Below are 26,958 nucleotides of genomic sequence, written 5' to 3' on the forward strand. Positions count from 1 at the left end.
GCCGGCCGGGAGAACACCGAGGGCCGCGTCCTCCCCTCGGGGAGGACGCGGCCCTCGGCCGTGACGCGGTGTCAGTAACGCGGGCGGTTGAACCACGCGGAGCCCGCCTGGTTGCCGACGAACACGGCGACCAGGATGGCGAGAACGGTGTGGATGAGGCCGACCAGCACGAACGGGTAGATGCCCGCGATCGCGGTGACGATGGCGAACACCATGGTGGTGATGCGTATGCCGTTGCCGCCGCTGCCTATCTTGACGGCCAGCACGATCGCGAACACGGCCCAGGCCACGGCGAACGCGGTCAGACCCCACAGCATGCCGGCCGAGTAGTCGGCGAGCTGCTGGAAGGCGGCGTCGTCCTTGAGCGACTCGTCCTCCTGCGCCGCCTTGACGCTGGCGGCCGCGAAGCCGAACAGGGCCACACCGAGCAGCTGAAGGCCGACGATGACCCACAGCAGGACACGGGCGGTGCTCACGGTGCCGGGCATGGTCGTGGGCACCGGCGCGTAACCGCCGACCGGCGGAGCGGCCGGGTAGCCGTAACCGGGCTGCTGGGGCTGGCCGTAGCCCTGCGGCTGGCCCTGCGGGGGGCCGTAGGGGTTCTGGGGGTCGCCGAAGCTCATGGCGGTCTTTCCTCCGTTGTTCCTGGCGCGGGGACGCGCGGCACGGTGCGGAGGAAAGTCACAGAAGCGGTCCGTCCCCCCGGTACTGCCCGCGGCACTGTGCTGCTCATCGTTCTTCAGCTCTCGCACGCTTGTCCAGCCGGGAAGCTCAGGTGTTGTGCAAGTGCAACACCTCACGCACGGGAGAAAACGGACGTATCGCCGGCGTGGGGCCCATGGCGGGCCCGGATTGGAACCGGGGGGCGGTCATCCGGGAGGATGGGGGCATGACCGCCCAGATTCTCGATGGCAAGGCCACCGCAGCCGAGATCAAGTCCGATCTGACCGCCCGTGTGGCGGTGCTGAAGGAGAAGGGCGTCACGCCCGGCCTCGGCACGATCCTCGTCGGGGACGACCCCGGCAGCCAGAAGTACGTAGCCGGCAAGCACCGCGACTGCGCGGAGGTCGGCATCGCCTCCATCCAGCGGGAGCTGCCCGCGACCGCGACCCAGGAGGAGATCGAGGCGGTCGTCCGCGAGCTCAACGAGGACCCCGCCTGCACCGGTTACATCGTCCAGCTGCCGCTGCCCAAGGGCATCGACGAGAACCGCATCCTGGAGCTGATGGACCCGGCCAAGGACGCCGACGGTCTGCACCCGACCAACCTCGGCCGGCTGGTGCTCAACGAGCCCGCCCCGCTGCCCTGCACCCCCAACGGCGTCCTCACCCTGCTGCGCCGCTACGGCGTCGAGATCAAGGGCGCCGAGGTCGTCGTCGTCGGCCGCGGTGTGACCATCGGCCGGCCGATGCCGCTGCTGCTGACCCGCCGCAGCGAGAACGCCACGGTGACGCAGTGCCACACCGGCACCCGTGACCTGTCGGCCCACCTCAAGCGTGCCGACATCATCGTCGCCGCCGCCGGTTCCGCCCATCTGGTCCGCGCCGAGGACGTCAAGCCGGGCGCGGCCGTCCTCGACGTCGGCGTCTCCCGCAGCGCCGAGGGCAAGATCGTCGGCGACGTCCACCCGGACGTGCGCGAGGTGGCCGGCTGGATCTCCCCGAACCCCGGCGGCGTCGGTCCGATGACCCGTGCGCAGCTGCTCGTCAACGTCGTCGAGGCGGCGGAGCGCAGTGTCGGACGGTAGGACCCCCGAGGGCATCGGCGAGAGCGGGGAGCCGACGGCGCGGGACGCGGTCAGCGCGCCCGACGCCGAGGGCCGTCCCCGCCGGGTCACCCGGCGCTTCCCGCTGTTCACCCGGGACACCGCGCGGCCCGAGGGCAGCGGCCGGGCCGCGTCCGGTGCCGCCCCGGCGCCCGCCCGGCAGTGGCCGATGCTCGCCGTGCTCGGCACGGTCGGACTCGGTCTGCTGCTCACCGCGCTGGACCGGTTCCGCGTCGGCACGCTGCTCGTCGGGATCGCCCTGCTCGGCGGTGCCGTGCTGCGCTGGCTGCTGCCCGGCGTCGGCATGCTCGCGGTGCGCTCCCGCTTCACGGACATCGTCACGTACGGCGTCCTGGGGCTGGCGATCGCGCTGCTCGCGCTGATGGTGCAGCCCCACCCCTGGCTGGAGATCCCCTTCTTCAAGGACGCCCTGCACTTCACCGTCGACAGCTGAGACGCGGGGCGCGGCCGCCCGTCCCCGTGACTGCCGAGGTCGCGGGGACGCGTGAGGTCACGCTTGTGTGTCCGTTGTGCCGATGTGCTGGCACGTTCGGGGAAGCGGCGGGACGCTGCCCCACACCGGGGTTAACGTGTCCCGATCGGGACGGTCCGGGCCGTCCCGGGAACGCGCGCGAGGGGTTGCCGCCGACAGCGGGCGGAGACGGTGGAACACTGGACCGTGGACCCGCGGGAGTGCAACGGTGCACGCCCACGGCCCCGGCGATCCCGTGCGCCCCCACCCCGGGAACTGAGATCCTGATCCGGCGCATCCTTGTGGACAGCCGGAACGGGGCTCGGCAGGAGGGCACCACGCGCGGGGGGAAATATGAGCACGTACCGGGGGGAAGAGGGGGGAAGCAATGCCTCGCTGGAAGGCCTTGCCCGATGAACTCGATCCACAGATCAGAGAGTTCACCAGCCAGCTGCGGCGACTCGTCGACCGCAGCGGCCTGAGCGTCGCCGCGGTCTCCGACCGCACGGGCTACAGCAAGACGTCCTGGGAGCGTTATCTGAACGGACGGCTGCTGGCGCCCAAGGGCGCGATCGTGGCCCTGGCCGAGGTCACCGGTACCAACCCGGTCCACCTCACCACCATGTGGGAGCTCGCCGAGCGCGCCTGGAGCCGCTCGGAGATGCGGCACGACATGACCATGGAGGCGATCCGGATCTCGCAGGCGCGCGCCGCGCTCAGCGAGTTCGGGCCGTCCCCGGCCAACGCCCAGGGCGGCCGGGCGGCCGCCCGCAGGGGCGGCGGCGCCACGGTCGCTCCCGGTGCCGCGGGCCCCGCGGGCGGGGCACCCTCGGTGCCCGCGCAGCCCATGGGCCCGGACGCCGACGTGCGCGACGACGAGCGGCGCTCCGCCGGTCCGGCGGAGCCGGGCGTGAACTCGTGGAACATGGCCGGCTACCGCGGACCCGCCCCCTCGGGCGGGGTCAGGCCCGGCACGGGCCCGGCACGCACGGGGGACCAGGCGGGGCCGGGCGCGGGTGCCGCGGCCGGTGCGCCGCGGCCCGCGGGCACGTTCGGCGACGCTCCGCGCGGCAGCCGTCGGGCCCCGTCCGGCCGTGGGGGCGGCCGACGGGTGACGATGTTCCTCGCGGGCGCCGTCGGCGTGGTGGTGGTCGCCGTCGCCGCGTTCCTGTACCTCGGCGACGGCGACAAGAAGAACGAGGGCACCGATCCGAAGCCCTCGCCCACCGCCACCACCGAGCCCGAGCTGCCTCCGGGGGTGGACTGCGTCGGCGCGACCTGCACCGGCAAGGACGCCGAGGCCATGGGGTGCAGCGGCGACCTGGTCACCACCGCGCAGACCGCCACCGTCGGCACCACCGTCGTCGAGGTCCGCTACAGCGAGATCTGCCGGGCCGCGTGGGGCCGGATCACCGGTGCCGCGCAGGGCGACGAGGTGAAGGTCACGGCCGGCAAGAGCAGCGAGACCGGCTCGGTCACCACGGCCGGCGACACCAGCGCGTACACCCCGATGGTGGGAGTGAAGGACGCGGGCGACGCGGTCGCCTGCGTGACGCTGGCCGCCGGGACGAGCGGCTGCACGAAGTAACGGCCCGAGGGCCGTCTCTCCGCGGGAATCCGGGCGCACCGGGTTCCCGCGAGAAATTCTCGACGCACCAGGAATGGACGCCGGGATCCGGGGCACGCGTCCGGTACCCCCCCACGGGAGTCCGGCCAGATCGGTACCCCCGCCCGGCGGCCGCCCTCGTCTCTCCTCTCCCGGACGGGCGGCCGCCTTCCCCGTCCACGAGGTTCTTCCCCGTCCGTGAGGCCCTTTCCGCGGGAGCGCCGACGGGCGTGCCGCGGGACCGGCGGCGGAACGGTCCGTGCAGCGGTCTGCGGGGCGGTCCGTGAAGCCGTCTGCGGAACGGTCCGTGCAGCGGTCTGTGGGACGGGCCACACCGTCCCGGACACCCGGGGTCACGCGGGCGCGATAGCCTGACCGCTGGTGGATCTCTTGATACCAAGAGATCGATCATCTGTACGTCCGCACCGGGGCAGTGCCGCCCCACCGCCAGCTTCATACGGAGAACGCCATGACCCGCACTCCCGTGAACGTCACCGTCACCGGCGCGGCCGGCCAGATCGGTTACGCCCTGCTCTTCCGCATCGCCTCCGGCCAGCTGCTCGGCGCGGACGTGCCGGTCAAGCTGCGCCTGCTGGAGATCACCCCGGCGCTCAAGGCCGCCGAGGGCACGGCCATGGAGCTGGACGACTGCGCGTTCCCGCTGCTCCAGGGCATCGACATCAGCGACGACCCGAACGTCGCCTTCGACGGCGCCAACGTCGCCCTCCTCGTCGGCGCCCGCCCCCGCACCAAGGGCATGGAGCGCGGTGACCTGCTCTCCGCCAACGGCGGCATCTTCAAGCCGCAGGGCAAGGCCATCAACGACAACGCCGCGGACGACATCAAGGTCCTCGTCGTCGGCAACCCGGCCAACACCAACGCGCTGATCGCCCAGGCCGCCGCCCCGGACGTACCGGCCGAGCGCTTCACGGCGATGACCCGCCTGGACCACAACCGCGCGCTGACCCAGCTGGCGAAGAAGACCGGCACCACGGTCGCCGACATCAAGCGTCTGACCATCTGGGGCAACCACTCCGCCACCCAGTACCCGGACATCTTCCACGCCACGGTCGCCGGCAAGAACGCGGCCGAGGTCGTCAACGACGAGAAGTGGCTGGCCGAGGACTTCATCCCGACCGTCGCCAAGCGCGGTGCGGCGATCATCGAGGCCCGTGGCGCCTCCTCCGCGGCCTCCGCCGCCAACGCCGCCATCGACCACGTCCACACCTGGGTCAACGGCACCGCCGAGGGCGACTGGACCTCCATGGGCATCCCGTCGGACGGCTCCTACGGCGTCCCGGAGGGCCTGATCTCCTCCTTCCCGGTCACCTGCAAGGACGGCAAGTACGAGATCGTCCAGGGCCTGGAGATCAGCGAGTTCTCCCGCACCCGCATCGACGCCTCCGTGCAGGAGCTGGCGGAGGAGCGCGAGGCGGTCCGCGCCCTCGGCCTGATCTGAGCCACGACGTGACTTCGGCGGCCGGTGTGCGCTATAGTTGATCACACACCGGCCGCCGGAAGTCACGGAAGCCGAATGTGCGTTGGTGGTCCAAGGAAAGACGCCCCGCTTCCTGCGGGGAAATGCAGGTGCAAGGCCTGCCCGGCGCTCTTCTCACAAGTCCCGTCCTGCTTCGGCAGGGCGGGACTTCGTGCGTCGTACGGCAGGTCGCGCGGCCCGATGGCCCGCCAGGACCACCGCCGTCGAGCCGAGCACCAGCAGCCCGACCGTGCGCAGCGCCGGGGCCATTCCCTCGGCGAGCCCCGCGTGCGAACCGAGGACCGTCCCGGTGACCGCGACCCCCAGAGCCGCGCCCACCTCCCGGGCCGCCGCCCCGAGGCCCGAACCCAGGCCCGCCCGGCCGGGCGGCAGGGAGGCCACCACCCCGAGGGTCAGCGGGGGCATGCACAGCCCCGTGCCGGCCGACAGCACCAGCATCCAGCAGGCGTACACCCCGTACGGTGTGCCCGCGTCCGCCGTGGACACCCCGAGCAGGCCCAGCCCGATCAGCGCGAGCCCGCCGCCGATCACCGGCCGGGGACGCGCCGACCAGCGCGCGGCCAGCTTCGGCACCAGCGCCATGCCGACGGTCAGCGGGACGATCGCGAGCCCGGTCAGCGCGGGCCCGTAACCCTGCACCTCCTGCAGGTACTGCGAGTTGACGTAGAAGAACGAGAACAGCCCGAAGAAGCCGGTCGCCGTGCCGAGGGTCGCCGCGCGCAGCCGGCGGGCGGCGAAGACGCGCGGGTCGAACAGCGGGGCGGGGGAGCGCAGGGAGTGCGCCGTGAACGCGGCGACCAGCAGGCCGCCCGCGGCGAAGGCGCCGAGGATGCGGGCCGAGGTCCAGCCGTGGACCGGGCCCTCGATGATGCCGAACAGCACGGCGACCAGCCCCGAGGTGAGCAGCAGGGTGCCCAGCGGATCCAGGGCGGCGTGCGGGGAGCGCCCGGTGCGCGGCGTCGTGACGGCGACCGCGAGGGCGAGCAGCGCCGCCAGCGGCACCATCACGCCGAACAGGGCCCGCCAGGAGAAGAACTCGCCGGCCAGGCCGCCGCCGAGGTTGCCCGCCAGGCCGCCCAGGCCGATCGCCAGCGTCCAGGACGCCATGGCCTGCGCGCGCCGCTCGGGACCGGCGAGGTGCAGCACGAGCGACAGCGTCGCCGGGGTGATCAGCGCGGCCCCGGCGCCGGAGACACCGCGCCCGGCGATCAGCGCGGCGGGCCCTTCGGCCAGGGCGCTCAGACCCGCGCCCGCCCCGAGCAGGGCGAGCCCGCAGAGCAGGGCGCCCTTGCGGCCGTACCGGTCGCCGAGCGCGCCGGCCGGGACGAGCAGACCGGCGAAGACGATGACGTAGGCGTCGACCGTCCACAGGATCTCGGTGTGCGAAGGGTGCAGCGAGGACGAACTCAGCTGCGGGATCAGCAGGTTCACGGCGGCCACCAGGCTCTGCGCGACCAGTACGCAGGCGCACAGGGCCAGCAGGGTCGAGCGCTTCAGCGCCGGTTCCGGGACAGGCGAGGGCACGGCTCCTCCTCGGAGCGAGTGGGTGAGGGATGCCCTGTCACCGTAGGCTCGGAGGCAGACTGTCTTCCAGTGCAACCTTTGCAGGGGATGAATGCGTGTGACGCAATCGGGCAAGGTCGATCTGAATCTGCTGGTCGCGCTGGACGTGCTGCTGGAGGAGCGGAGCGTGCAGGGCGCGGCCCGGCGGCTGCATCTGTCCGAGCCGGCCATGAGCCGCACCCTCGGCCGGGTCCGCAGGGCGCTGGGCGATCCGGTGCTGGTGCGGGCGGGGCGCGCGATGGTGCCGACCCCGCGCGCCCTCGCGGTGCGGGCCGAGGTGAGCGCGGTGGTGGAGCGGGCCCGCGCGCTGTTCGCGCCCGCGGACACCGATCTGCGGACCGTGGAGCGCACGTTCACGGTCCTCGGGCAGGACGCCATGGCGGCGGCGCTCGGTGCCGGGCTGTTCGCGCGGGCCGCCGCCGAGGCGCCCGGGGTGCGGCTGCGGTTCCTGGCCGAGAGCCCGGTGGACGCGCCCCTCCTGCGCGAGGGCACGGCCGATCTGGAGGTCGGGGTGATCGACACCGTGGCACCCGAGGTGCATCGCGAGCATCTCTGCGAGGACCGCATGATCGGTGTCGTACGGCGTGGGCATCCGCTGCTGGAGGGGGAGCCGACGCCGGAGCGGTTCGCCGCCGCGGAGCATCTGACCGCGTCGCGGCGGGGCCGTCTGCACGGTCCGGTCGACCGGGCGCTGGCCGAACTCGGTCTCGCCCGGCGGGTGGTGGGCAGCGTCGGGACCTTTCCGGCCTCGCTGTTCGTGCTGCGCGACACCGATCTGGTGGGTCTGATCAGTTCCTGGGGGCTGCCGCTCGCGACCGCGCTGGGCCTCGCCACGTTCGAGGTGCCGCTCGGTCTGCCGCCGCTGCGGCTGGGGCTGGCCTGGCATCCCCGCCATGACGCCGATCCGGCGCACGCCTGGCTGCGGCGGACCGTGCGGGAACTGGTCGTGCCGCCCGGCGCGTGACCGCGGTCAGGTGCCCTGGAGCTCCTGCCGGAGCCTGCCGATGTCGACGCTGTCGTCCGGTGACGGGGTCTTCGTCGGCACGGGCTTGTCGTAGTCGTCGAAGGTCACGGTCGTGTCGGTGCCGCCGCCGCGCTGTGTCATCTCCACGGCCCGGTGCGGGGAGTCCGCCGTGACGTACATCGTGACGTTCTTGCCGTCCTCCCTGCCGGTCAGGGGGATGACCTCGGTGCCGTCGCGCTCGGTCCGCTCGCCCTTCTTCAGGTCGGTCGCCCGTGTCTCGCCCGCGCCGACCTGCTTCTGGAAACTGTCCAGGTCGCACAGGTCGGCCATGCCCCTGAGCATCGGGTCGTGGACGGAGCCGTGGATGTAGCGGTCCTCGAACAGCTCGGCCGCCGCGTCGCCCTGGCCGCCGGGGACCTGCGCCTTCCAGAAGTCGGCGTCCGGCTTCATCCACACCTCGTCGCCCTGCTTGACGATCTCGACGTGGCCGCCGTGCCGGGCCATGTCCATGACGCCGACGCAGTTGCCGTCCCGGTCCAGGGCGAGATCCAGCGACGTCGGGGCGGTGCGGGACGAGGCCGTGTCCTTGCTGCGGTCGGTCAGCTTCAGACGGACGGACTCGGCGTCGAGGAGGTTGTCCAGGGCCTCGTCGGCGAGTTGGCGGGCGCCGGGGTCGTCCGCCGCTGCCGCCGCCGGGGCCAGCAGCAGGGTCGCGCTCATCGCGGCCGGGATCAGGGTCGACACGACCATGGCGTCACCTCCCGGGTGCGCATCCTCCCTCAGGCTACTTTTCGCCCTATTTGTCCGCATGTTCAGTGATGCAGCGCACTTCTGGCCATGGATCGCGCATGCATCGGAGGTCCGGGGGCATGCGCTCACGGTCTCCGAGGGTGACATGGATGTGACTCAGGGGAACCGACCAGGAACGGAAGGCAGCACCGACCATGGCAAGGCAGCACGAACGACGGACGATCCATGTCGACGGCGAGTGGCGGGAAGCGGTCCGCGGGGCCACCCGCGAGATCGTCGACCCCGCCGACGCCCAGCCCTTCGCCGTCGTCGCGGAGGGCGACGAGAAGGACGCCGACCTGGCCGTCGAGTCCGCCCGCCGTGCCTTCGACGCGGGCCGCGGACCCTGGCCCCGCACCCCCGTCGCCGAGCGCGCCGCCCTGCTGCGGCGAGTGGCGGACCTGCTCGTGCGCGACCGCGAGCAACTCGGCCTGCTGGAGAGCCGCGACGCCGGCAAGACCCTGGAAGAGGGCCGCGTCGACATCGACTGCGTCGCCGACGCCTTCCGTCACTTCGCCGACCTCGTCGCCGCGGAGGCCCCCGGCCGGGTCGTCGACGCGGGCACGCCGGACGTGCACAGCGTCGTCGTCCAGGAACCCGTCGGCGTGTGCGCGCTGATCACGCCCTGGAACTACCCCCTGCTCCAGGCCAGCTGGAAGATCGCCCCCGCCCTCGCGGCCGGCAACACCTTCGTCGTCAAGCCCAGCGAGATCACCCCGCTGACGACCGTCGCCCTGATCGGCCTGCTCGCCGAGGCCGGTCTGCCCGCCGGGGCCGCCAACCTCGTCACCGGCCCCGGCCACTCGGTCGGCGCCCGTCTCGCCGAACACCCCGACGTCGGCCTGGTCTCCTTCACCGGCGGCCTGGACAGCGGCGTCAAGGTGGCCCGGGCGGCCGCGGCGACGGTCAAGAAGGTCGCCCTCGAACTCGGCGGCAAGAACCCCAACGTCGTCTTCGCCGACGCCTGCACCACCGACGAGGGCTTCGACACGGCCGTCGACCAGGCCCTCAACGCGGCCTTCATCCACAGCGGGCAGGTCTGCTCGGCCGGCTCCCGCCTCATCGTCGAGGAGTCCGTCCGCGACCGCTTCGTCGCCGAACTCGCCCGGCGTGCCGCCCGGATCCGCCTCGGCCGCGGCACCGACGAGGGCGTCGAGTGCGGCCCGCTCGTCTCCGAGCAGCAGCGCGCGAGGACCGAGGCGTACGTCGCCTCCGCACTGGCGGAGGGGGCCGTGCTGCGCACGGGAGGCAAACGGCCCGAGGGGCCCGGCTACTTCTTCGAGCCGACCGTCCTCGACCACTGCCACCGCGAGATGAAGGTCGTACGGGAGGAGGTCTTCGGCCCCGTCCTCACCGTCGAGACCTTCCGCACCGAGGACGAGGCCGTCGCCCTCGCCAACGACACCGAGTACGGTCTGGCCGGCGCGGTGTGGACCGCCGACGCCGGACGCGCCCGGCGGGTCGCGGGCCTGCTGCGCCACGGCACCGTCTGGATCAACGACTTCCACCCCTATCTGCCGCAGGCGGAGTGGGGCGGCTTCGGCCGCAGCGGAGTCGGCCGCGAGCTGGGCCCGTCCGGCCTCGCCGAGTACCGCGAGACCAAGCACGTCTACCAGAACCTCGCGCCCCGCCCCGTCCGCTGGTTCGCGGGCTGACCCCCCGCGTCCCGCTTCCTTCCTCTCCTTCTTCGCACGCCCCGGCAGGAGTACCCCATGTCCGAGAACACTCACGTCTACGACTACGTCGTCATCGGAGGCGGCACCGCGGGCTCCGTCATCGCCTCCCGCCTCACCGAGAACCCCGATGTCACCGTCGCCGTCGTCGAGGGCGGCCCCAGCGACGTGGGCCGCGACGACGTGCTGACCCTGCGCCGCTGGATGGGCCTGCTCGGCGGCGAACTCGACTACGACTACCCCACGGTGGAACAGCCCCGCGGCAACTCCCGCATCCGCCACAGCCGCGCCCGGGTGCTCGGCGGCTGCTCCAGCCACAACACCCTCATCGCCTTCAAGCCGCTGCCGTCCGACTGGGACGAATGGGAGGCGGCCGGCGCCGAGGGCTGGGGCGCGGCCCGGATGGAGACGTACTACACGCGTCTGCTCAACAACATCGTCCCCGTCGACGAGAAGGACCGGAACGCCGTCGCCCGCGACTTCGTCGAGGCGGCCGGGACGGCCCTGGGCCTGCCGCGCATCGAGGGTTTCAACCGGCAGCCCTTCACCGAGGGCGCCGGCTTCTTCGACCTCGCCTACCACCCCGAGACCAACAAGCGCTCCTCGGCGTCGGTGGCGTACCTGCACCCGGTGATGGACGAGCGGCCCAACCTGACGATTTTGCTGGAGACCTGGGCGTACCGCCTGGAACTCGACGGCACCCGGGCCGAGGGCGTCCACGTCCGCACCGAGGACGGCGAGGAGACCCTGCTCAGGGCCCGCCGTGAGGTCGTCCTGTGCGCGGGCGCCGTCGACTCGCCCCGGCTGCTGCTGCACTCGGGCGTCGGGCCGCGCCAGGACCTGGAGGCGCTCGGCATACCCGTGGCGCTCGACCTGCCCGGAGTCGGCGAGAACCTCCTCGACCACCCCGAGTCGGTGATCGTGTGGGAGACGCACGGTCCGATCCCGGAGAACTCCGCGATGGACTCCGACGCCGGCCTGTTCGTCCGCCGCGACCCCGGACACCAGGGCCCCGACCTGATGTTCCACTTCTACCAGATCCCCTTCACCGACAACCCCGAGCGGCTGGGCTACGAGCGGCCGGAGTCCGGCGTCTCCATGACCCCGAACATCCCCAAGCCGAGGAGCCGGGGCCGGCTGTACCTCACGAGCGCCGACCCCGCCGAGAAGCCCGCGCTGGACTTCCGCTACTTCACCGACGAGGACGACCACGACGCCAGGACGCTGGTCGACGGCATCCGCATCGCCCGGGAGATCGCGAGGACCGAACCGCTGGCCGGCTGGCTCAAGCGCGAGGTCTGCCCCGGTCCGGAGATCACCGGGGACGAGGAACTGAGCGAGTACGCCCGCAGGGCCGCCCACACCGTGTACCACCCCGCGGGCACCTGCCGCATGGGCGCGGCCGACGACGAACTCGCCGTCGTCGACCCCGAGCTGAGGATCCGCGGCCTGTCGGGCATCCGCATCGCCGACGCGTCCGTGTTCCCGGCCATGACGGCCGTCAACCCGATGATCGGGGTGCTCATGGTCGGGGAGAAGGCCGCGGAACTGATCGGCGGTGACGCCCGATGAGCACGACGCCTGTCTTCTCGGTCCGCAACCTGTGGAAGGTGTTCGGCCCGAAGGCGGAACAGGTCCCCGCCGACCCCGCCCTGTCCGCGCTGGAGCCCGGCGAACTGCGCACCCGCACCGGCTGCACGGCCGCCGTCCGGGACGTGTCGTTCGACGTCCGCAAGGGCGAGGTGTTCGTCGTCATGGGCCTGTCCGGCTCCGGCAAGTCCACCCTCGTGCGCTGTCTCACCCGGCTGATCGAACCGACGGCCGGCGACATCGCCATCGACGGCGAGGACGTCCGCGCCATGGACACCGCCCGGCTGCGCGAACTGCGCCGCCACCGCGCCGCGATGGTCTTCCAGCACTTCGGCCTGCTGCCGCACCGCACGGTCCTCGACAACGTGGCCTACGGTCTGGAGATCCAGGGCGTCGGCAGGGCCGAACGCCGTCAGAAAGCCGCCGAGTTCGTCGACAAGGTCGGCCTCGCGGGTCTGGAGCGGCGCCGGCCCGGCCAGCTGTCCGGCGGTCAGCAGCAGCGCGTGGGCCTCGCCCGGGCGCTGGCCGTCGACCCGGAGGTGCTGCTGTTCGACGAGCCCTTCAGCGCGCTGGACCCGCTCATCCGGCGGGACATGCAGGAGGAGGTCGTCCGGCTGCACCGCGACGAGGGCCGCACGATGGTCTTCATCACCCACGACCTCAACGAGGCGCTCAAGCTCGGCGACCGCATCGCCCTCATGCGCGACGGCCGCGTCGTCCAGCTCGGCACCCCGGAGGAGATCGTCGGCTCCCCGGCCGACGACTACGTCCGCGACTTCGTCCGCGACGTGCCCCGCGAACAGGTCGTCACCGTCCGCGCGGCCATGCGCCCGGCCTCCGCCGAGGAGGCGGGCTCCGGCCCGGCGGTGGCACCCGGCGCGACGGTCGCCGAGGCGATCGAGGCGGTCGCCCGGGCGGGCGAACCGGCCCGGGTCGTCGACCGGGGCCGCTGCCTCGGCGTGGTGGACCACGCGACGCTGCTCGGCGTGGTCGCCGGCCTCCCCGTCGGCGGTCCGGCGCTGCCCGCCCCGCGCCGCCCCGAGGCCCCGTCGGCCGACACCGGCGCGGAGGTCGTCTGATGGCCGCACTCACCACCACGCCCCCGCGCACCCTGCCCGCACTGCTGCGCGACCGCAGAGCCGGCAAGCTCCTGCTGCTGGCCCTCGCCGCGGCCGTCCTGGTCCCGGTCGCCGTCACCCGCTGGCCGGGCGCCGCCTGGCCCGCCGCGCTCACCGTCGACCTCGACAGGCCCCTGACCGGCGCGGGCGACTGGATCATCGACAACCGCGACAGCCACCCGGTCTTCCTGTACGGCCTCGGCCACCTCAGCAACGCGGTCGTCCTCGCCGTACGCGCCGTCTACCTCACCCTGCTCGCCGCCGGCTGGGCCGGGGTCACCGCGCTCGGCGCGGCCGTCGCCTGGCGGGTGGCGGGCGCACGGCTCGCCCTCGGCACGGCCGCCGCGTTCCTCGCCTGCGGCGCGCTCGGCATGTGGGTGCCGACCATGCAGACGCTCGCCCTGATGGCCGTCGCGGTCGCCGCCTCGGTCGCCGTCGGCGCGCTGCTGGGACTGGCCGGCGGGCTGTCCGCCCGGATGCACCGGGCCCTGCGCCCGGTCCTGGACACCATGCAGGTGCTGCCGGCCTTCGCCTACCTCCTGCCCGTCGTCCTGGTCTTCGGCATCGGTGTCCCCGCCGCGGTCCTCGCGACCGTCGTCTACGCCGCCCCGCCCATGGCCCGGCTCACCGCGCTCGGCCTGCGCGGCGCCGACCGGGGCGTGCTGGAGGCGGTCGACTCGCTCGGCGCGACCCCGCGCCAGCGGCTGCTGACCGCCCGGATCCCGCTGGCCCGCAGGGAACTGCTGCTCGGCCTCAACCAGACGATCATGATGGCGCTGTCCATGGCGGTCATCGCGTCGGTGATCGGCGCGGGCGGCCTCGGTGACCGCGTCTACCAGGCGCTGGCCGCCGTCGACGTGGGCGCGGCCCTCGCGGCCGGCATCCCCGTCGTGCTGCTCGCCGTCGTCCTGGACCGGGTGACGGCCGCCGCCGGACGCACCGGCAGCGCCTCTGCCGCCGGCCGTTCCGCAGGGCTGTACGTGCTCGGCGGCGCCGTCGTGATCGCGCTCGCCGCGCGGCTCGCCGGCCGCCTCGAATGGCCCCGGGCGTGGTCGCCGGAGATCGCCGGACCCGTCAACCGTGCGGTCGACTGGATGACCGCGCACCTGTACTCGGGCGTGCCCGTGGTCGGCGGTACCGCCGACTGGGCGGGCCGCTTCACCACCTGGGTGCTGGACCCCCTGCGGGACGGCCTGCTGTGGCTGCCCTGGTGGGCGGTGCTGCTCGCGGTGGCCGCCGCGGCCTGGCTGATCGGCACCTGGCGCACCGCGCTGACCGCCGTCGCCGCCATGGCGGCGATCGGTGTGCTCGGTGTGTGGGAGCCCGCCCTGGACACCCTCTCCCAGGTCCTCGCGGCCGTCGCCGTCACCCTCGTCCTCGGTTTCGCGACCGCCGTCGCGGCCGCCCGCAGCGACCGCTTCGAACGTCTGCTGCGGCCCGTCCTGGACGTCTTCCAGACGATGCCGCAGTTCGTGTACCTCATCCCGGTCGTCGCCCTGTTCGGCGTCGGCCGCGCCCCGGCCGTCGCCGCGGCCGTCGTCTACGCGCTGCCCGCCGTCGTACGGATCACCGCCCAGGGGCTGCGCCAGGTCGACCCGGCCGCGCTGGAGGCGTCCCGCTCGCTCGGCGCCACCGGCCGCCAGCAGCTCCGGCAGGTCCAGCTCCCGCTGGCCCGGCCCGCGCTGCTGCTCGCCGTCAACCAGGGCGTCGTCCTCGTCCTCGCCGTCGTCATCATCGGCGGCCTGGTCGGCGGCGGAGCCCTCGGCTACGACGTCGTCTTCGGCCTCGCCCAGGGCGACCTGGCCACCGGCCTCGTCGCGGGCGCCGCCATCGTCTGCCTGGGCCTGATGCTCGACCGCGTGACCCAGCCCACCGAGCGGCGCGCGAGGAAGGGAGCCTGACATGCGTACCCGTACCACCGTCTGCGCCGCCGCAGGCGCGCTGCTGCTGCTCACCGGCTGCGGCGCCGCCGACATGACCCGGCAGGCATCGCCCTTCGCGGGCGCCCGGGGCGCGAAGACCGTGACCCTGTCCGTGCAGTCCTGGGTCGGCGCCCAGGCCAACGTGGCCGTCGCCCGGTACCTGCTGGAGCACGAGCTGGGCTACCGCGTCGACACCGTCCAGGTCGACGAGGTGCCCGCCTGGGACGCCCTCAGCCAGGGCCGCGTCGACGCCCTCCTGGAGGACTGGGGCCACCCCGAGCAGGAACAGCGCCATGTGCGGGACAAGAAGACCATCGCCCCCGGCGGCGGCCTCGGCGTCACCGGGCACATCGGCTGGTTCGTGCCGACGTACTTCGCCGAGCGGCACCCCGACGTCAAGGACTGGCGCAACCTCGACAAGTACGCCGCGCAGATGCGCACCCCCGAGAGCGGCGGCAAGGGCCAGCTCCTGGACGGCTCACCGTCCTACGTCACCAACGACAAGGCGCTGGTGGAGAACCTGGACCTGGACTACCAGGTGGTGTTCGCCGGTTCGGAGGCCGCCCAGATCACCCAGATCCAGCAGTTCGCCAAGGAGCGGAAGCCGTTCCTCACCTACTGGTACGCGCCCCAGTGGCTGTTCGAGAAGGTCCCCATGACCGAGGTGAGGCTGCCCGCGTACAAGGAGGGCTGCGACGCCGACCCGGACAAGGTCGCCTGCGCCTACCCGCACACCCCGCTGCAGAAGTACCTCAACGCGGACTTCGCCCGCGACGGCGGTGAGGCGGCCGCCTTCCTGAAGAGGTTCCGGTGGACCACGCAGGACCAGAACGAGGTCTCCCTGATGATCGCCGACCAGCGCCTCACCCCCGAGGAGGCCGCGAAGAAGTGGGTCGACGGCCACCGGGAGACATGGCGGGCCTGGCTGCCCTGACGGCCACCGGACCGGCGCGGCCCGGACGGCCTCGGGGCGGCTCCGCCCCGAGGACCGCGGGCCTGCGCCGCCCCGCCGGTCACCACTCGGCGCTGCCCGCGGGGATGCGACGGGTCACCATCAGCCGGTTCCAGCTGTTGACGACGGTGATCAGCGCGACGAGGTGGGCGAGCGAGACGTCGTCGAAGTGCGCGGCGGCCCGCTCGTACACCGCGTCGGGCACGAAGCCGCCGGTGAGCACCGTGACCGCCTCGGTCAGCGCCAGCGCGGCCCGCTCGCGTTCCCCGAAGACCTCCCCGGCCTCCTCCCAGGAGGCCAGCAGATCCAGCCGGCGCTCATCCACCCCGTGTCTGCGCGCGATCCCCAGATGCAGGTCGAGACAGAACGCGCAGCGGTTCAGCTGCGAGGCGCGGATCTGGACCAGCTCGGCGAGCTCCGGGTCGCCCAGACCCCGCTCGGCGGCCGCGCTCAGCGACTGCATCGCCGCACGCACACCGTCGTCCAGCAGCGTGGACCGGGCGGTCACCCGGCCGTCCCCGCGTGGTAGTGGCCCGGCGTCATACGGAAGGTCACCCCGAACCGGTTCCACGCGTTGATCGTCGCGATCACGGCCACCAGCTGCGCCAGCTCCGCCTCCTCGAACTGCGCGGCGGCCCGCTCGTACACCGCGTCGGGCACGAAGCCGTCCGTCAGCACCGTCACCGCCTCGGTCAGCTCCAGCGCCGCCAGCTCCCGTTCGGTGTAGAAGTGCCGCGACTCCTCCCACGCGCTGAGCTGCACGATCCGCTCGACGCTCTCGCCCGCCGCGAGCGCGTCCTTGGAGTGCATGTCGATGCACAGGGCACAGTGGTTGACCTGCGAGGCGCGGATCTTCACCAGCTCGTACAGCCGGGCGTCCATGCCCTGCCGGGCGGCCGCGTCGAGGCGTGCCATCGCCTTGTAGACCTCGGGGACGTGCTGGGCCCACTGCATCCGGGCCGGCTCCTCGGGGGCGTACACATCGCCGCTGTTCACCGTGCCGGTGTTCACCATGCCGGTGTTCACCGTGCTCGCGTTCGTCGTCATGTCCTCGACCCTAGGAGCAAGGCGTCCCAGGAGTATGGTCCAGTTCCATGGCGAGATCTTGGGCCACTTTCGGCATCGACCTGCACCTCGACCCCGCCGGGCCGGGCCTGCGGCGCGGTCTGACCGACGCCCTGCGTGAGGCCGTGCGCACCGGCCGGCTGGCCCCGGGCACCCGGCTGCCGTCCTCCCGCGCCCTCGCAGGCGACCTGGGCCTCGCCCGCAACACCGTCGCCGACGCCTACGCCGACCTGGTCGCCGAGGGCTGGCTCACCGCCCGGCAGGGCTCCGGCACCCGCGTCGCCGACCGCGCGGCACCGCCGGCGCCCGCCGCCCCGGCCCGGCCCGACCGGGTGCCCGGCCGGCCCCGCTACGACCTCAAGCCCGGCACCCCCGACCTCGCCTCCTTCCCCCGCGCCGCCTGGCTGCGGGCCACCCGCCGCGCGCTGGCCGCCGCCCCCCACGACGCCTTCGGCTACGGCGACCCCCGCGGCCGCGTCGAACTGCGCACCGCGCTCGCCGGGTATCTCGCCCGGGCCCGCGGGGTACGCGCCGACCCCGACCGGATCGTCGTCTGCTCCGGTTTCGCCCAGGGGCTGCGGCTGCTGGCGGAGGTCCTGCGGCGACGGGGCCTGCCCTCCCTGGCCGTGGAGTCCTACGGCCTCGACAGCCACTGGGACCTCGTCGAACGCGCCGGCCTGAGCACCGTCCCGCTGCCGCTCGACACCCACGGCACCGTCGTCGACGGCCTCGGCACCGAGGGCGCGGTCCTGCTCACCCCCGCCCACCAGTTCCCCATGGGCCTCGCCCTGCGCCCCGACCGCCGTGCCGCCCTGGTCGACTGGGCCCGCCGCACCGGCGGACTGATCCTGGAGGACGACTACGACGGGGAGTTCCGCTACGACCGCCGTCAGCCCGTCGGCGCGCTCCAGGACCTCGACCCCGACCGGGTCGCCTACCTCGGCACCGCCAGCAAGTCGCTCGCCCCCGGACTGCGTCTGGGCTGGCTGGTGCTGCCGCGGCCGCTGGTGAACGAGGTCACGGCGCTGGGCGGTGCCCGCTCCACCGGTGTCATGGAACAGCTCACCCTCGCCGAGTTCATGGCCTCCGGCGCCTACGACCGCCATCTGCGCGCCGCCCGTCTGCGCTACCGCAGACGCCGGGACGCGCTGGTCGCCGCCCTCGCCGAACGCGCGCCCGACGTGACCGTCACCGGTATCGCGGCCGGACTGCACGCCGTCCTGCGGCTGCCGCCCGGCACCGAGCAGTCCGTCGTGCGCGCGGCCGCCTGGCACGGTCTCGCCGTCCACGGCCTGTCCCGCTACCGCCACCCCGACGCCCCCGCCGGTTCCCCCGCGTCCCCCGACGCCCTCGTGATCGGCTACGGCACCCCGCCCGACCACGCCTGGGCCGGGACCCTCGACGCGCTGTGCGCGGCCCTCCCGTAGGGTGTCCGCGCACACGATCGAACGCTCGGGGAGACACCGGACATGGCAGAGGCACGCAGAAGGCTGCGCTCCAGCACGGTCGTCCTCGGAAGCATGGGCGTCGTGGCCGCGGCCCTCACCTCCTGCGGGTCCGAGCCCGACCGCCGCTGTGTGGACCGCGACAGCTACGACCACCTCAACGGCTACAAGATCGTCGCCGACAGCGGCTGCGCATCGGGCTCCTCCGGTTCGTCGTCCGCGAAGGGCGGCAGCAGCCGCAGGTCCGGCTCGTCCGACGCCGCCTGGTACTACGACGCCGAGGTCGACGGCCGCTACGCCGACCACGGCACCTTCAGCCGCAGCGAGGCCGTCGACCGGGGCGGCTTCGGCTGCTCGGGCTCCGGCAGCGGCGGCGGCTGACCCGCCCGGGCCCCCTTTCCGGCCCGCTCTCCTCCCGGCCCGGGCCCCTTCCCGGCCCGGCCCCTTCACCCGACGCGAGCCCCCTCTCCCGGACGCACACACCATGGAACGCCGTACCCTCGCCCCCCGCCCCGGCTGGCAGCGCACCGTCGAGGAGCAGGGGCTGATCTACCCCCTGACCCGCCACCCCGACAACTCCCTGCGCCCCTACTGGGACGAGAGCGCCTGCTACGTCTTCTCCCTGGAGGAGGTCGAGGCGCTGGAGGAGGTCGTCGAGGAACTCCACCGCATGTGCCTCGACGCCGCCGGTCACCTCGTGGCCGAGGGCCGCCTCGCCGACCTCGGCATCACGGACCCGCGCCTCGTCGGCGCCGTCACCGAGGCATGGCACCGCCGCGCCGAACTCCCCTCCGTCTACGGCCGTTTCGACCTCCGCTACGACGGAACCGGCCCCGCGAAGCTGCTGGAGTACAACGCCGACACCCCCACCTCGCTGGTGGAGGCCGCGAGTCCCCAGTGGTTCTGGATGGAGGAACGTTTCCCTGGCGCCGACCAGTGGAACTCCCTCCACGAGCGTCTGGTCGCCGCCTGGAGGAGACAGGCCGCTCTGCTCCCGCCGGGCAGTCCCCTGTACTTCGCGCACTCCGGCGCCGACGAGCTCGGCGAGGACCTGATGACCGTCGCCTACCTCAAGGAGACCGCCGAACAGGCCGGCCTGGACACCGACTGGATCTCCATGGAGGACATCGGCTGGGACCCTCTCTCCGGCCGCTTCGTCGACAGGCGCCTGAAGTTCATCCGCAGCGTCTTCAAGCTCTACCCCTGGGAGTGGCTCATCACCGACCGCTTCGCCCCTCATGTCCTGGACACCCTCGACAACGGCGGCGGCACCGGCTCCACCCTGTGGATCGAACCGGCCTGGAAGATGCTCCTCAGCAACAAGGCCCTCCTCGCCGTCCTCTGGGAGCTCCACCCCGGTCACCCCAACCTCCTCCCGGCCTACCTGGACGGCCCCCGCGACCTGGCCCGGACGACCGGCTACGTCGCCAAACCCCTCCTCGGCCGCGAGGGCGCCGGTGTCACCGTCCACGAACCCGGCTCCCCGGCCCCCCTGCGTGAAGAACCCTGCTGTTACCAGGAGTTGGCCCCGCTCCCCGCTTTCGACGGCAACCATGTCGTCCTCGGCGCCTGGGTCGTCGACGGCGGGGCCGCCGGTCTCGGCCTGCGCGAGTCCGCCGGCCTGATCACGGACGAGTACGCCCGCTTCCTGCCGCATGTGATTCTCTGACCGCCCCGGGCACGAACGCCCGTGCCCCGCCCCCTTCCCGGCTCGGAGGACACCGGGGGACTAGCCCGCATGGTGGACGTCAGCGCGGCGGGCTCACGGACGCCCGGTAGGCTGGCGGCGGGCCGTGACTGGCGCGCTGGGATGGGACCGACCATCGGGGAGCGGCCCGCGTGATGATCAGTGCCGTGCGCCTGGGCCACCCGTGAACCGTGAACGCACACGCCGCCCGGAGGCCGTCATGCCAGAGCAGCAGCCCCTCTCGACCGAGTCCACCGCTTTCCGCGCCGCCCTCGACGTGATCCGCGCCGTGGAGCCCCGGGTCGCCGACGCCATCGGCCAGGAGGTCCACGACCAGCGCGAGATGCTCAAGCTGATCGCCTCCGAGAACTACGCCTCCCCGGCGACCCTGCTCGCCATGGGCAACTGGTTCAGCGACAAGTACGCCGAGGGCACCGTCGGCCGCCGCTTCTACGCCGGCTGCCGCAACGTCGACACCGTCGAGGCCCTCGCCGCCGAACACGCCCGCGAACTCTTCGGCGCCCGGCACGCCTACGTCCAGCCGCACTCCGGCATCGACGCCAACCTCGTCGCCTTCTGGGCCGTCCTCGCCGACCGCGTCGAGGTGCCCTTCCTGGAGAAGACCGGCGTCCGCCAGGTCAACGACCTCAGCGAGGCCGACTGGGCCGAGCTGCGCCAGGCATTCGGCAACCAGCGCATGCTCGGCATGTCCCTGGACGCCGGCGGCCACCTCACCCACGGCTTCCGCCCGAACATCTCCGGCAAGATGTTCGACCAGCGTTCCTACGGCACCGACCCCACCACCGGGCTCATCGACTACGAGGCCCTGCGCGCCCAGGCCCGCGAGTTCAAGCCGCTGATCATCGTCGCCGGTTACTCCGCCTACCCCCGTCTGGTGAACTTCCGCCTCATGCGCGAGATCGCCGACGAGGTCGGGGCGACCCTGATGGTGGACATGGCCCACTTCGCCGGTCTCGTCGCCGGCAAGGTCCTCACCGGCGACTTCGACCCGGTCCCGCACGCCCAGATCGTCACCACCACGACCCACAAGTCGCTGCGCGGCCCCCGCGGCGGCATGGTCCTGTGCGACGACTCCCTCAAGGACCAGGTCGACCGCGGCTGCCCGATGGTCCTCGGCGGCCCGCTGCCGCACGTCATGGCCGCCAAGGCGGTCGCCCTGGCCGAGGCCCGTCAGCCCTCCTTCCGCGACTACGCCCAGCGCATCGTCGACAACTCCCGTGCCCTCGCCGAGGGCCTGATGCGGCGCGACGCCACCCTGGTCACCGGCGGCACCGACAACCACCTCAACCTGATCGACGTCGCCACCTCCTACGGCCTCACCGGCCGCCAGGCCGAGCAGGCCCTGCTCGACTCCGGCATCGTCACCAACCGCAACGCCATCCCGGCCGACCCCAACGGCGCCTGGTACACCTCCGGCATCCGCATCGGCACCCCGGCGCTGACCACCCGGGGCCTCGGCACCGCCGAGATGGACGAGGTGGCCGGTCTCATCGACCGCGTCCTCACCGCCACCGAGCCCGGGACCACCAAGTCCGGAGCCCCCTCCAAGGCATCTCACGTCCTGGACGCGAAGGTCTCCGAGGAGATCGCCCACCGCGCAACCGACCTCGTGGCCGGCTTCCCGCTGTACCCCGAGGTCGACCTCGGCTGACCTCACCCCCTCGCAGGCAGGGCCGCGAAAGGCGCGGCTCAGAGATCGATCAGCTCCTGCCTGGGCTCTTCCCGCGGCGGTCCGGACTCGTGCCGGGCCGCCGCGCGGCGTATCAGCAGTGCTCCGCCGTATCCGAGGGCGATGCCGGCCCCCAGGCCCGGCAGTGTCCACCACCAGCCGGAGCCGTCGGACCACGGGGCGGTGCCGGCCCCGGTCGTCCGCCGGCCGGCCGCCTTCGCCGTCGGTCCGTTCTCCCAGCGGGTGTCGTCACCGGCCGCAGGCACCGTCCCGGCCTGCTCCGGGTCGACGTCCTGTCCCATGACGCCCAGCTCGTCCAGCAGCGTCCGCAGAACGTCCGGTTGCAGCGAGCGATGCCAGGTGCCGTTCCATTCGGGTGGTGTCGCCGAGGTGTGGATCCAGACGTCCGGGCTCTTCGACCCCAGGTGGATCCGGTCGACCCGGACGGGGGAGATGTCATGGGCCAGCCAGGTCACATTGATCTGCCGGGACCGGACCAGGTCCGCCTCGGGAGGCTTGGCCGCCCGGCCCTCGCCGGGCGTGCCCAGCAGGCGCTCCAGCACTCCGTACCGTCTGTCCGAGTAGTACAGCGACGCGGTCTCCCCGCTCGCCGGCGACACCACCAGCACGCTCGTCAGACCACCCGCCGTCGCCGCCGGGGCGACCCCGAGCAGCAGGCCCAGCGCCATCGCCGAGACCCACATCAGCGCCGCGAGCCGGGAGAGCCCCTCCCGGCAGCCGCCCTCGCCTCCACGCACTCCCATCCGAACCCCCACCAGCCGGCCGATGCCCGCGCGACCCGACCCCGGGCCGCCTGTCACTTCTGGTACACCGCCCGGCCCGGCCGGGTTCCCTTCTCCGCCCGGCTATTTCGGGGCCGGTCCCGGCGACCCGGCGATCTCCACCGCCCGCTCCCGTGAGGCCATACCCTCCAGCCGCAGGGTCAGTTCGCCGCCCCGGCTCCACAGCAGTGTGGGACCCGAGGTCCGCTCCCGGCGCGTGAACCGGCCGCGGTCGTCCTCCAGCCAGAACTCCAGCAGATGGGCCCGCGGGAACCACACCGCCGGGTCCCCGCCCACCCGCAGCCACTCCACCGACTGCTGCGGCACCGTCTTGGCGAAGCCCACGTCCAGACGCGCCGGGAACTCGTCCAGCCGGATCACCCGGCCGTCCACCCGCCAGCACAGCGACACCAGGAACCGCCGCTGCGGCCCCCTGCTCACCGACACCGCGTCCGGCTCACCCAGCGCCTCGGGCACCAGCGGCTCGAAGCCCGCCCGCCGCACGGCCTCCCGCAGCGGCACCGGCCGCGCACAGCCGGGCACCTCACCACCGGGAGCGGGCGACGCCGACGGGTCGTACCGCACCTCCACGCCCGCGAAGTCGAACCAGTCCAGCACCGCGGCCCGCACCGGCGGCGTCAGCGCCAGCACGGTCAGCAGTCCGCACAGCGCCGCCGTCAGCGGCCTCCACCGCGCCCGGGTCCAGCGGCGCACCGCCCGCGCCCGTGCCACCGGCCCCGGCGGCTCGGCCACCGGCACCGGCAGCCGCTCGGCGAGGATCTGCGCCAGCACCCGCTCGGCCATCGACTCCGCCCCGGCCGGCTCCAGCGACCGGCCCAGGTCCCGCAGCTCCTCGGGCAGCCGGGAGGCGCCGGCCCGCGGACCGCTCCCGCCGGAACCGGGGGTCCGCCCGCCGGGCACGCCCCGCTCCCCGCCCTCGTAGCCCTCATAGCCCTTGTACGCATCGCGCCCGTCACTCACGCCCCGCACCCCCTCTCCCGTCCTCCCGGGGCCGGAAGTCCGGCAGCAGCCGGCCCAGCTTGCGCAGGGCGCGGGCCAGCCGGGACTTCACCGTGCCGCGCGGCCAGCCCAGCGCCTGGGCCGTCTCCGACTCGTCCATCTCCAGCAGATAGCGGTAGGTGACGACCAGACGGTGCTCCTCGCTCAGCTTCTCCAGCGCGGCCAGCAGGGCCGCCCGCCGCTCGCTCTCCAGCGTGGCGGCCGCGGGGTCCGCCGACTCCGGTATCAGCGGCACGGCTTCCGTGAGGGCCGCCTCACGGCCGGCGAGCGTGCGCTGCCGGGCCGCCGTCCGCACTGTGTTCCTCGTCTCATTGGCGACGATCGACAGCAGCCACGGCTTGAACGCCGCGCCGTCGCGGAACCGGCCCAGCGCGCAGTACGCCTTGACGAACGCCTGCTGCACCACGTCCTCCGCGTCCGCACCGGCTCCGAGCGCCGCGGCCGCGCGCAGCGCGATGCCCGTGTGGGCGCGCACCAGCTCCGCGTACGCCTCCGGCTCCCCGGCGCGCACCCGTGCGATCACCACGGCCTCATCGACGATGCGGCCCCCCTCCCGCGTTCTCACATTCTTGGTACACCGCCGTCGACGGATCGGTTCCCACCTGTTTCCCACCGGTTCCCGACCGCGCCCCGCGACCTGAGAGAATGGTGGGCATGGCCTCTGACCGACCTCGCGTGCTCTCCGGAATCCAGCCCACGTCAGGCTCGTTCCACCTCGGCAACTACCTCGGTGCCGTCCGCCAGTGGGTGGCGCTGCAGGAGACCCACGACGCGTTCTACATGGTCGTGGACCTGCATGCGATCACCGTCCCGCAGGACCCCGAGGAGCTGCGGGCCAACACCCGGCTCGCCGCCGCCCAGCTGCTCGCGGCCGGACTCGACCCCGAGCGCTGCACCCTGTTCGTCCAGAGCCACGTGCCCGAGCACGCCCAGCTCGCCTGGATCATGAACTGCCTGACCGGCTTCGGCGAGGCGTCCCGCATGACCCAGTTCAAGGACAAGGCCGCCAGGCAGGGCGCCGACCGGGCGTCGGTCGGCCTGTTCACGTACCCCGTCCTCCAGGTCGCCGACATCCTGCTCTACCAGGCCAACGAGGTCCCGGTCGGCGAGGACCAGCGCCAGCACATCGAGCTGACCCGCGACCTCGCCGAGCGGTTCAACGGCCGCTTCGGCCAGACCTTCACGACCCCCAAGCCGTACATCCTCAGGGAGACGGCGAAGATCTACGACCTCCAGGACCCGGCGATCAAGATGAGCAAGTCGGCGTCCACGCCGAAGGGCCTCATCAACCTGCTCGACGAGCCGAAGGCCACCGCCAAGAAGGTCAAGAGCGCGGTCACCGACACCGACACGGTGATCCGCTACGACGCCGAGGCCAAGCCGGGTGTGAGCAACCTCCTGACGATCTACTCGACCCTCACGGGTACGGGAATCGCCGAACTGGAGGAGAAGTACGCGGGCAAGGGCTACGGTGCGCTCAAGACGGACCTCGCCGAGGTCGTGGTCGACTTCGTGACGCCCTTCCGGGAGCGGACCCAGAGCTACCTGGACGACCCGGAGACGCTCGACTCGATCCTGGCCAAGGGCGCGGAGAAGGCGCGTGCCGTCGCGGCGGAGACGCTGGCGCATGCCTACGACCGGGTGGGCTTCCTGCCGGCCAAGCACTGAGCCGGACACAGGGGGGCGCACCCCCGCACATCCGTGCGACCGTACGACCGGGCAGAGCGCTGCACATCACTTCGGCTGCGCCTGCCCGGAGCACGGCCGTGGCCGTACAGTCGATAGCCGGACAGTCCGGGCATCCGCCCGGCCGGCCGGGACCAGCAGCCGACACGACGACAGGAGACGACGTGGGGACCGTAACGATCGGTGTGTCGATCGCGGTCCCGGAGCCCCACGGCAGCCAGCTCCAGGAGCGGCGCACGGGCTTCGGCGACGCCGCGGCTCACGGCATCCCGACACACGTCACACTGCTGCCGCCGACCGAGCTGGGGGCCGGTGAGCTGCCGGCCGTCGAGTCGCATCTGACGCTCGTCGCCGCGGCCGGGCGGCCCTTCCCGATGCGGCTGTCCGGCACGGGCACGTTCCGTCCGCTGTCCCCGGTGGTCTTCGTCAAGGTCGTCGAGGGCGCGGAGGACTGCGCCCGGCTCCAGTCGCAGGTGCGCGACGCCCGCGGGCCGGTCGCACGCGACCTGCAGTTCCCGTACCACCCGCACGTGACCGTGGCGCACGGCATCGACGAGGCGGCGATGGACCGCGCGTTCGAGGAGCTCGCGGACTACGAGGCCACCTGGTCCTGCACCGGCTTCGCCCTCTACGAGCAGGGCCCCGACGGGGTGTGGCGCAAGCTGCGCGACTACCACTTCGGGGGTTCCGTGGTGCCGCCGCAGGCCACGGCGTCCTCCGTGGAGCAGGGCCCCCTGCCGGCCCACTAGGCACTGCCCGGCTACAGCGGCAGCCGGCGGAACAGCGGGCGGGGCAGGTGCCGCAGCACCGTCGTCACCGCACGCAGCGCACCGGGCACCCACACGATCTCCGAGCGCCGCCGCAGCCCCAGTTCGACGGCCTTCGCGACCTCCTCGGGGGTGGTGCCCGACGGGGCGGCGGCGAGCCCGGCGGCCGTCCTCGTCCGCACGGACCCGGGCCGTACGACCATGACGTGCACGCCGGTGCCGTGCAGGGCGTCGCCCAGGCCCTGGGTGAAGGCGTCGAGACCGGCCTTGCCGGAGGCGTAGATGAAGTCGGCGCGGCGGGCGCGTTCCGCGGCGGCCGAGGACAGCACGACCAGGGAGCCGTGGCCCTGGCTCTGCAGGGCGAGGGCGGCGATCAGTCCGGCCGAGACGGCGCCGGTGTAGTTGGTCTGCGCGACGCGCACCGCGCCGGCGGGTTCGCGCTCGTCGCGGGCCTGGTCGCCGGGGACGCCGAAGGCGAGCAGCACCATGTCGACGCCGCCCTCGGCGAAGACCTTGCCGAGGGCGGTCTCGTGGCTGTCGGGGTCGAGCGCGTCGAAGGCGACCGTGCGGGCGTCCGCGCCGAGCGCGCGCAGACCGTCCGCGGCCTGTTCCAGAGCGGCGGAGGGACGTCCGGCGAGCCATACGGTGCGGGTGCGGCGGGCGATCAGACGGCGGGCGGTGGCCAGCGCGATCTCCGACGTCCCGCCGAGGACGAGGAGCGACCGGGGCAGGCCGGAGGCGTCCTTCACGACAGCTCCTGACGGCTGGAGGGCCGGACGGCGGGACGGGCCGGACACGGACACCCCGCGCGGGTCGGCCGGGCGGCGGTGGGAGCGGCGCGGCGCCGGTCCGTGACGAGGACGGTCTCGGCAGGCATGTCGGTGACCGTATCGCCGTGGAGGAG

26 protein-coding genes and 1 riboswitch are annotated in these 26,958 nt (G+C 73.3%); of the genes, 16 read left to right on the forward strand and 10 right to left on the reverse strand.

The genetic code is table 11. From position 1 onward, the window contains the following. Positions 1 to 71: 71 nt before the first annotated feature. Positions 72 to 623: a hypothetical protein gene (locus ACIQGV_RS21770; RefSeq protein WP_402496688.1), complete on the reverse strand. Its 552-nt coding sequence runs from the start codon at positions 621 to 623 to the stop codon at positions 72 to 74. Between the two features lie 266 nt (positions 624 to 889). Between ACIQGV_RS21770 and ACIQGV_RS21775 the strand changes: the two genes are divergently transcribed. From ACIQGV_RS21775 to ACIQGV_RS21790, 4 genes are all read left to right on the forward strand, one after another. After that, a complete protein-coding gene (locus ACIQGV_RS21775) occupies positions 890 to 1,747 on the forward strand; it encodes a bifunctional methylenetetrahydrofolate dehydrogenase/methenyltetrahydrofolate cyclohydrolase (RefSeq protein WP_402496689.1) in 858 nt (285 codons plus the stop codon). Further along, on the forward strand, positions 1,734 to 2,219 hold the full coding sequence (locus tag ACIQGV_RS21780) for a DUF3017 domain-containing protein (RefSeq protein ID WP_402496690.1): 486 nt from the start codon (positions 1,734 to 1,736) through the stop codon (positions 2,217 to 2,219). The genes ACIQGV_RS21775 and ACIQGV_RS21780 overlap by 14 nt, the downstream gene beginning before the upstream one ends. Before the next feature lie 406 nt (positions 2,220 to 2,625). Further along, complete coding sequence (locus ACIQGV_RS21785) at positions 2,626 to 3,825, forward strand: DUF2690 domain-containing protein (RefSeq protein ID WP_402496691.1); 1,200 nt, start codon at positions 2,626 to 2,628, stop codon at positions 3,823 to 3,825. 487 nt (positions 3,826 to 4,312) lie between these two features. Then, positions 4,313 to 5,302: a malate dehydrogenase gene (locus tag ACIQGV_RS21790; RefSeq protein ID WP_402496692.1), complete on the forward strand. Its 990-nt coding sequence runs from the start codon at positions 4,313 to 4,315 to the stop codon at positions 5,300 to 5,302. A 153-nt stretch (positions 5,303 to 5,455) separates the two neighbouring features. On the opposite strand, the gene ACIQGV_RS21795 is transcribed toward ACIQGV_RS21790, so the two are convergent. Then, entirely contained in the window at positions 5,456 to 6,865 is a 1,410-nt protein-coding gene (locus ACIQGV_RS21795) for an MFS transporter (protein ID WP_402496693.1), read from the reverse strand. A gap of 91 nt (positions 6,866 to 6,956) precedes the next feature. Between ACIQGV_RS21795 and ACIQGV_RS21800 the strand changes: the two genes are divergently transcribed. Continuing rightward, positions 6,957 to 7,868 carry a LysR family transcriptional regulator gene (locus ACIQGV_RS21800; RefSeq protein ID WP_402496694.1) on the forward strand — a complete coding sequence of 304 codons (912 nt, stop codon included), beginning with the start codon at positions 6,957 to 6,959 and terminating at the stop codon, positions 7,866 to 7,868. Between the two features lie 6 nt (positions 7,869 to 7,874). Here the strand turns inward: ACIQGV_RS21800 and ACIQGV_RS21805 are convergent, their stop codons facing one another. Then, complete coding sequence (locus tag ACIQGV_RS21805; protein WP_402496695.1) at positions 7,875 to 8,618, reverse strand: hypothetical protein; 744 nt, start codon at positions 8,616 to 8,618, stop codon at positions 7,875 to 7,877. A 194-nt stretch (positions 8,619 to 8,812) separates the two neighbouring features. On the opposite strand from ACIQGV_RS21805, the gene ACIQGV_RS21810 reads away from it, so the two are divergent. The 5 genes from ACIQGV_RS21810 to ACIQGV_RS21830 are packed head-to-tail and all read left to right on the forward strand — an operon-like array spanning position 8,813 to position 15,894. Continuing rightward, a complete protein-coding gene (locus ACIQGV_RS21810) occupies positions 8,813 to 10,312 on the forward strand; it encodes an aldehyde dehydrogenase family protein (RefSeq protein WP_402496696.1) in 1,500 nt (499 codons plus the stop codon). 57 nt (positions 10,313 to 10,369) lie between these two features. Beyond that, positions 10,370 to 11,902, forward strand: a complete 1,533-nt coding sequence (locus ACIQGV_RS21815) for a GMC family oxidoreductase (protein WP_402496697.1) — start codon at positions 10,370 to 10,372, stop codon at positions 11,900 to 11,902. Further along, entirely contained in the window at positions 11,899 to 12,999 is a 1,101-nt protein-coding gene (locus ACIQGV_RS21820) for a glycine betaine/L-proline ABC transporter ATP-binding protein (RefSeq protein ID WP_402496698.1), read from the forward strand. Before ACIQGV_RS21815 ends, ACIQGV_RS21820 begins: the two co-directional genes overlap by 4 nt. Further along, on the forward strand, positions 12,999 to 14,939 hold the full coding sequence (locus ACIQGV_RS21825) for an ABC transporter permease subunit (protein WP_402496699.1): 1,941 nt from the start codon (positions 12,999 to 13,001) through the stop codon (positions 14,937 to 14,939). The genes ACIQGV_RS21820 and ACIQGV_RS21825 overlap by 1 nt, the downstream gene beginning before the upstream one ends. Before the next feature lies 1 nt (position 14,940). Then, complete coding sequence (locus ACIQGV_RS21830; RefSeq protein WP_402496700.1) at positions 14,941 to 15,894, forward strand: ABC transporter substrate-binding protein; 954 nt, start codon at positions 14,941 to 14,943, stop codon at positions 15,892 to 15,894. Between the two features lie 79 nt (positions 15,895 to 15,973). Here ACIQGV_RS21830 and ACIQGV_RS21835 read toward each other — a convergent pair whose 3' ends face one another. Then, on the reverse strand, positions 15,974 to 16,420 hold the full coding sequence (locus ACIQGV_RS21835) for a carboxymuconolactone decarboxylase family protein (protein ID WP_402496701.1): 447 nt from the start codon (positions 16,418 to 16,420) through the stop codon (positions 15,974 to 15,976). Further along, on the reverse strand, positions 16,417 to 16,926 hold the full coding sequence (locus ACIQGV_RS21840; RefSeq protein ID WP_402496794.1) for a carboxymuconolactone decarboxylase family protein: 510 nt from the start codon (positions 16,924 to 16,926) through the stop codon (positions 16,417 to 16,419). The genes ACIQGV_RS21835 and ACIQGV_RS21840 overlap by 4 nt, the downstream gene beginning before the upstream one ends. 80 nt (positions 16,927 to 17,006) lie before the next feature. Here ACIQGV_RS21840 and ACIQGV_RS21845 point away from each other — a divergent pair, with 80 nt between their 5' ends. The 4 genes from ACIQGV_RS21845 (at position 17,007) to ACIQGV_RS21860 (ending at position 21,781) form a co-directional block, all read left to right on the forward strand. Next, positions 17,007 to 18,404: a PLP-dependent aminotransferase family protein gene (locus ACIQGV_RS21845; RefSeq protein WP_402496702.1), complete on the forward strand. Its 1,398-nt coding sequence runs from the start codon at positions 17,007 to 17,009 to the stop codon at positions 18,402 to 18,404. A 42-nt stretch (positions 18,405 to 18,446) separates the two neighbouring features. Continuing rightward, the gene (locus tag ACIQGV_RS21850) at positions 18,447 to 18,803 is read left to right on the forward strand and encodes a hypothetical protein (RefSeq protein ID WP_402496703.1); all 357 of its coding nucleotides are present in this window, start codon (positions 18,447 to 18,449) and stop codon (positions 18,801 to 18,803) included. A gap of 103 nt (positions 18,804 to 18,906) precedes the next feature. Next, the gene (locus tag ACIQGV_RS21855; RefSeq protein ID WP_402496704.1) at positions 18,907 to 20,091 is read left to right on the forward strand and encodes a glutathionylspermidine synthase family protein; all 1,185 of its coding nucleotides are present in this window, start codon (positions 18,907 to 18,909) and stop codon (positions 20,089 to 20,091) included. A gap of 114 nt (positions 20,092 to 20,205) precedes the next feature. After that, positions 20,206 to 20,295, forward strand: a riboswitch (ZMP/ZTP riboswitch). A gap of 34 nt (positions 20,296 to 20,329) precedes the next feature. Next, positions 20,330 to 21,781 (forward strand): glycine hydroxymethyltransferase, encoded by a 1,452-nt coding sequence (locus ACIQGV_RS21860; RefSeq protein WP_402496705.1) that lies wholly within the window; start codon positions 20,330 to 20,332, stop codon positions 21,779 to 21,781. A gap of 38 nt (positions 21,782 to 21,819) precedes the next feature. Here the strand turns inward: ACIQGV_RS21860 and ACIQGV_RS21865 are convergent, their stop codons facing one another. The 3 genes from ACIQGV_RS21865 to ACIQGV_RS21875 form a co-directional block, all read right to left on the reverse strand. Continuing rightward, a complete protein-coding gene (locus tag ACIQGV_RS21865) occupies positions 21,820 to 22,563 on the reverse strand; it encodes a hypothetical protein (RefSeq protein ID WP_402496706.1) in 744 nt (247 codons plus the stop codon). Positions 22,564 to 22,665: 102 nt separating this feature from the next. Next, a complete protein-coding gene (locus ACIQGV_RS21870; RefSeq protein ID WP_402496795.1) occupies positions 22,666 to 23,502 on the reverse strand; it encodes a hypothetical protein in 837 nt (278 codons plus the stop codon). 52 nt (positions 23,503 to 23,554) lie between these two features. Then, the gene (locus ACIQGV_RS21875; protein ID WP_402496707.1) at positions 23,555 to 24,166 is read right to left on the reverse strand and encodes an RNA polymerase sigma factor; all 612 of its coding nucleotides are present in this window, start codon (positions 24,164 to 24,166) and stop codon (positions 23,555 to 23,557) included. 89 nt (positions 24,167 to 24,255) lie between these two features. On the opposite strand from ACIQGV_RS21875, the gene trpS reads away from it, so the two are divergent. Continuing rightward, positions 24,256 to 25,269 carry a tryptophan--tRNA ligase gene (trpS, locus tag ACIQGV_RS21880; RefSeq protein ID WP_402496708.1) on the forward strand — a complete coding sequence of 338 codons (1,014 nt, stop codon included), beginning with the start codon at positions 24,256 to 24,258 and terminating at the stop codon, positions 25,267 to 25,269. A 182-nt stretch (positions 25,270 to 25,451) separates the two neighbouring features. Further along, the gene (locus ACIQGV_RS21885; RefSeq protein WP_402496709.1) at positions 25,452 to 26,036 is read left to right on the forward strand and encodes a 2'-5' RNA ligase family protein; all 585 of its coding nucleotides are present in this window, start codon (positions 25,452 to 25,454) and stop codon (positions 26,034 to 26,036) included. 11 nt (positions 26,037 to 26,047) lie between these two features. Here ACIQGV_RS21885 and ACIQGV_RS21890 read toward each other — a convergent pair whose 3' ends face one another. Continuing rightward, the gene (locus tag ACIQGV_RS21890) at positions 26,048 to 26,803 is read right to left on the reverse strand and encodes a decaprenylphospho-beta-D-erythro-pentofuranosid-2-ulose 2-reductase (protein ID WP_402496710.1); all 756 of its coding nucleotides are present in this window, start codon (positions 26,801 to 26,803) and stop codon (positions 26,048 to 26,050) included. After that, positions 26,800 to 26,931: a hypothetical protein gene (locus tag ACIQGV_RS21895; RefSeq protein ID WP_402496711.1), complete on the reverse strand. Its 132-nt coding sequence runs from the start codon at positions 26,929 to 26,931 to the stop codon at positions 26,800 to 26,802. Before ACIQGV_RS21895 ends, ACIQGV_RS21890 begins: the two co-directional genes overlap by 4 nt. Between the last annotated feature and the right edge of the window lie 27 nt (positions 26,932 to 26,958).

This window comes from Streptomyces sp. NPDC093094, from assembly GCF_044754345.1.
In the GTDB taxonomy this organism is placed as follows: domain Bacteria; phylum Actinomycetota; class Actinomycetes; order Streptomycetales; family Streptomycetaceae; genus Streptomyces.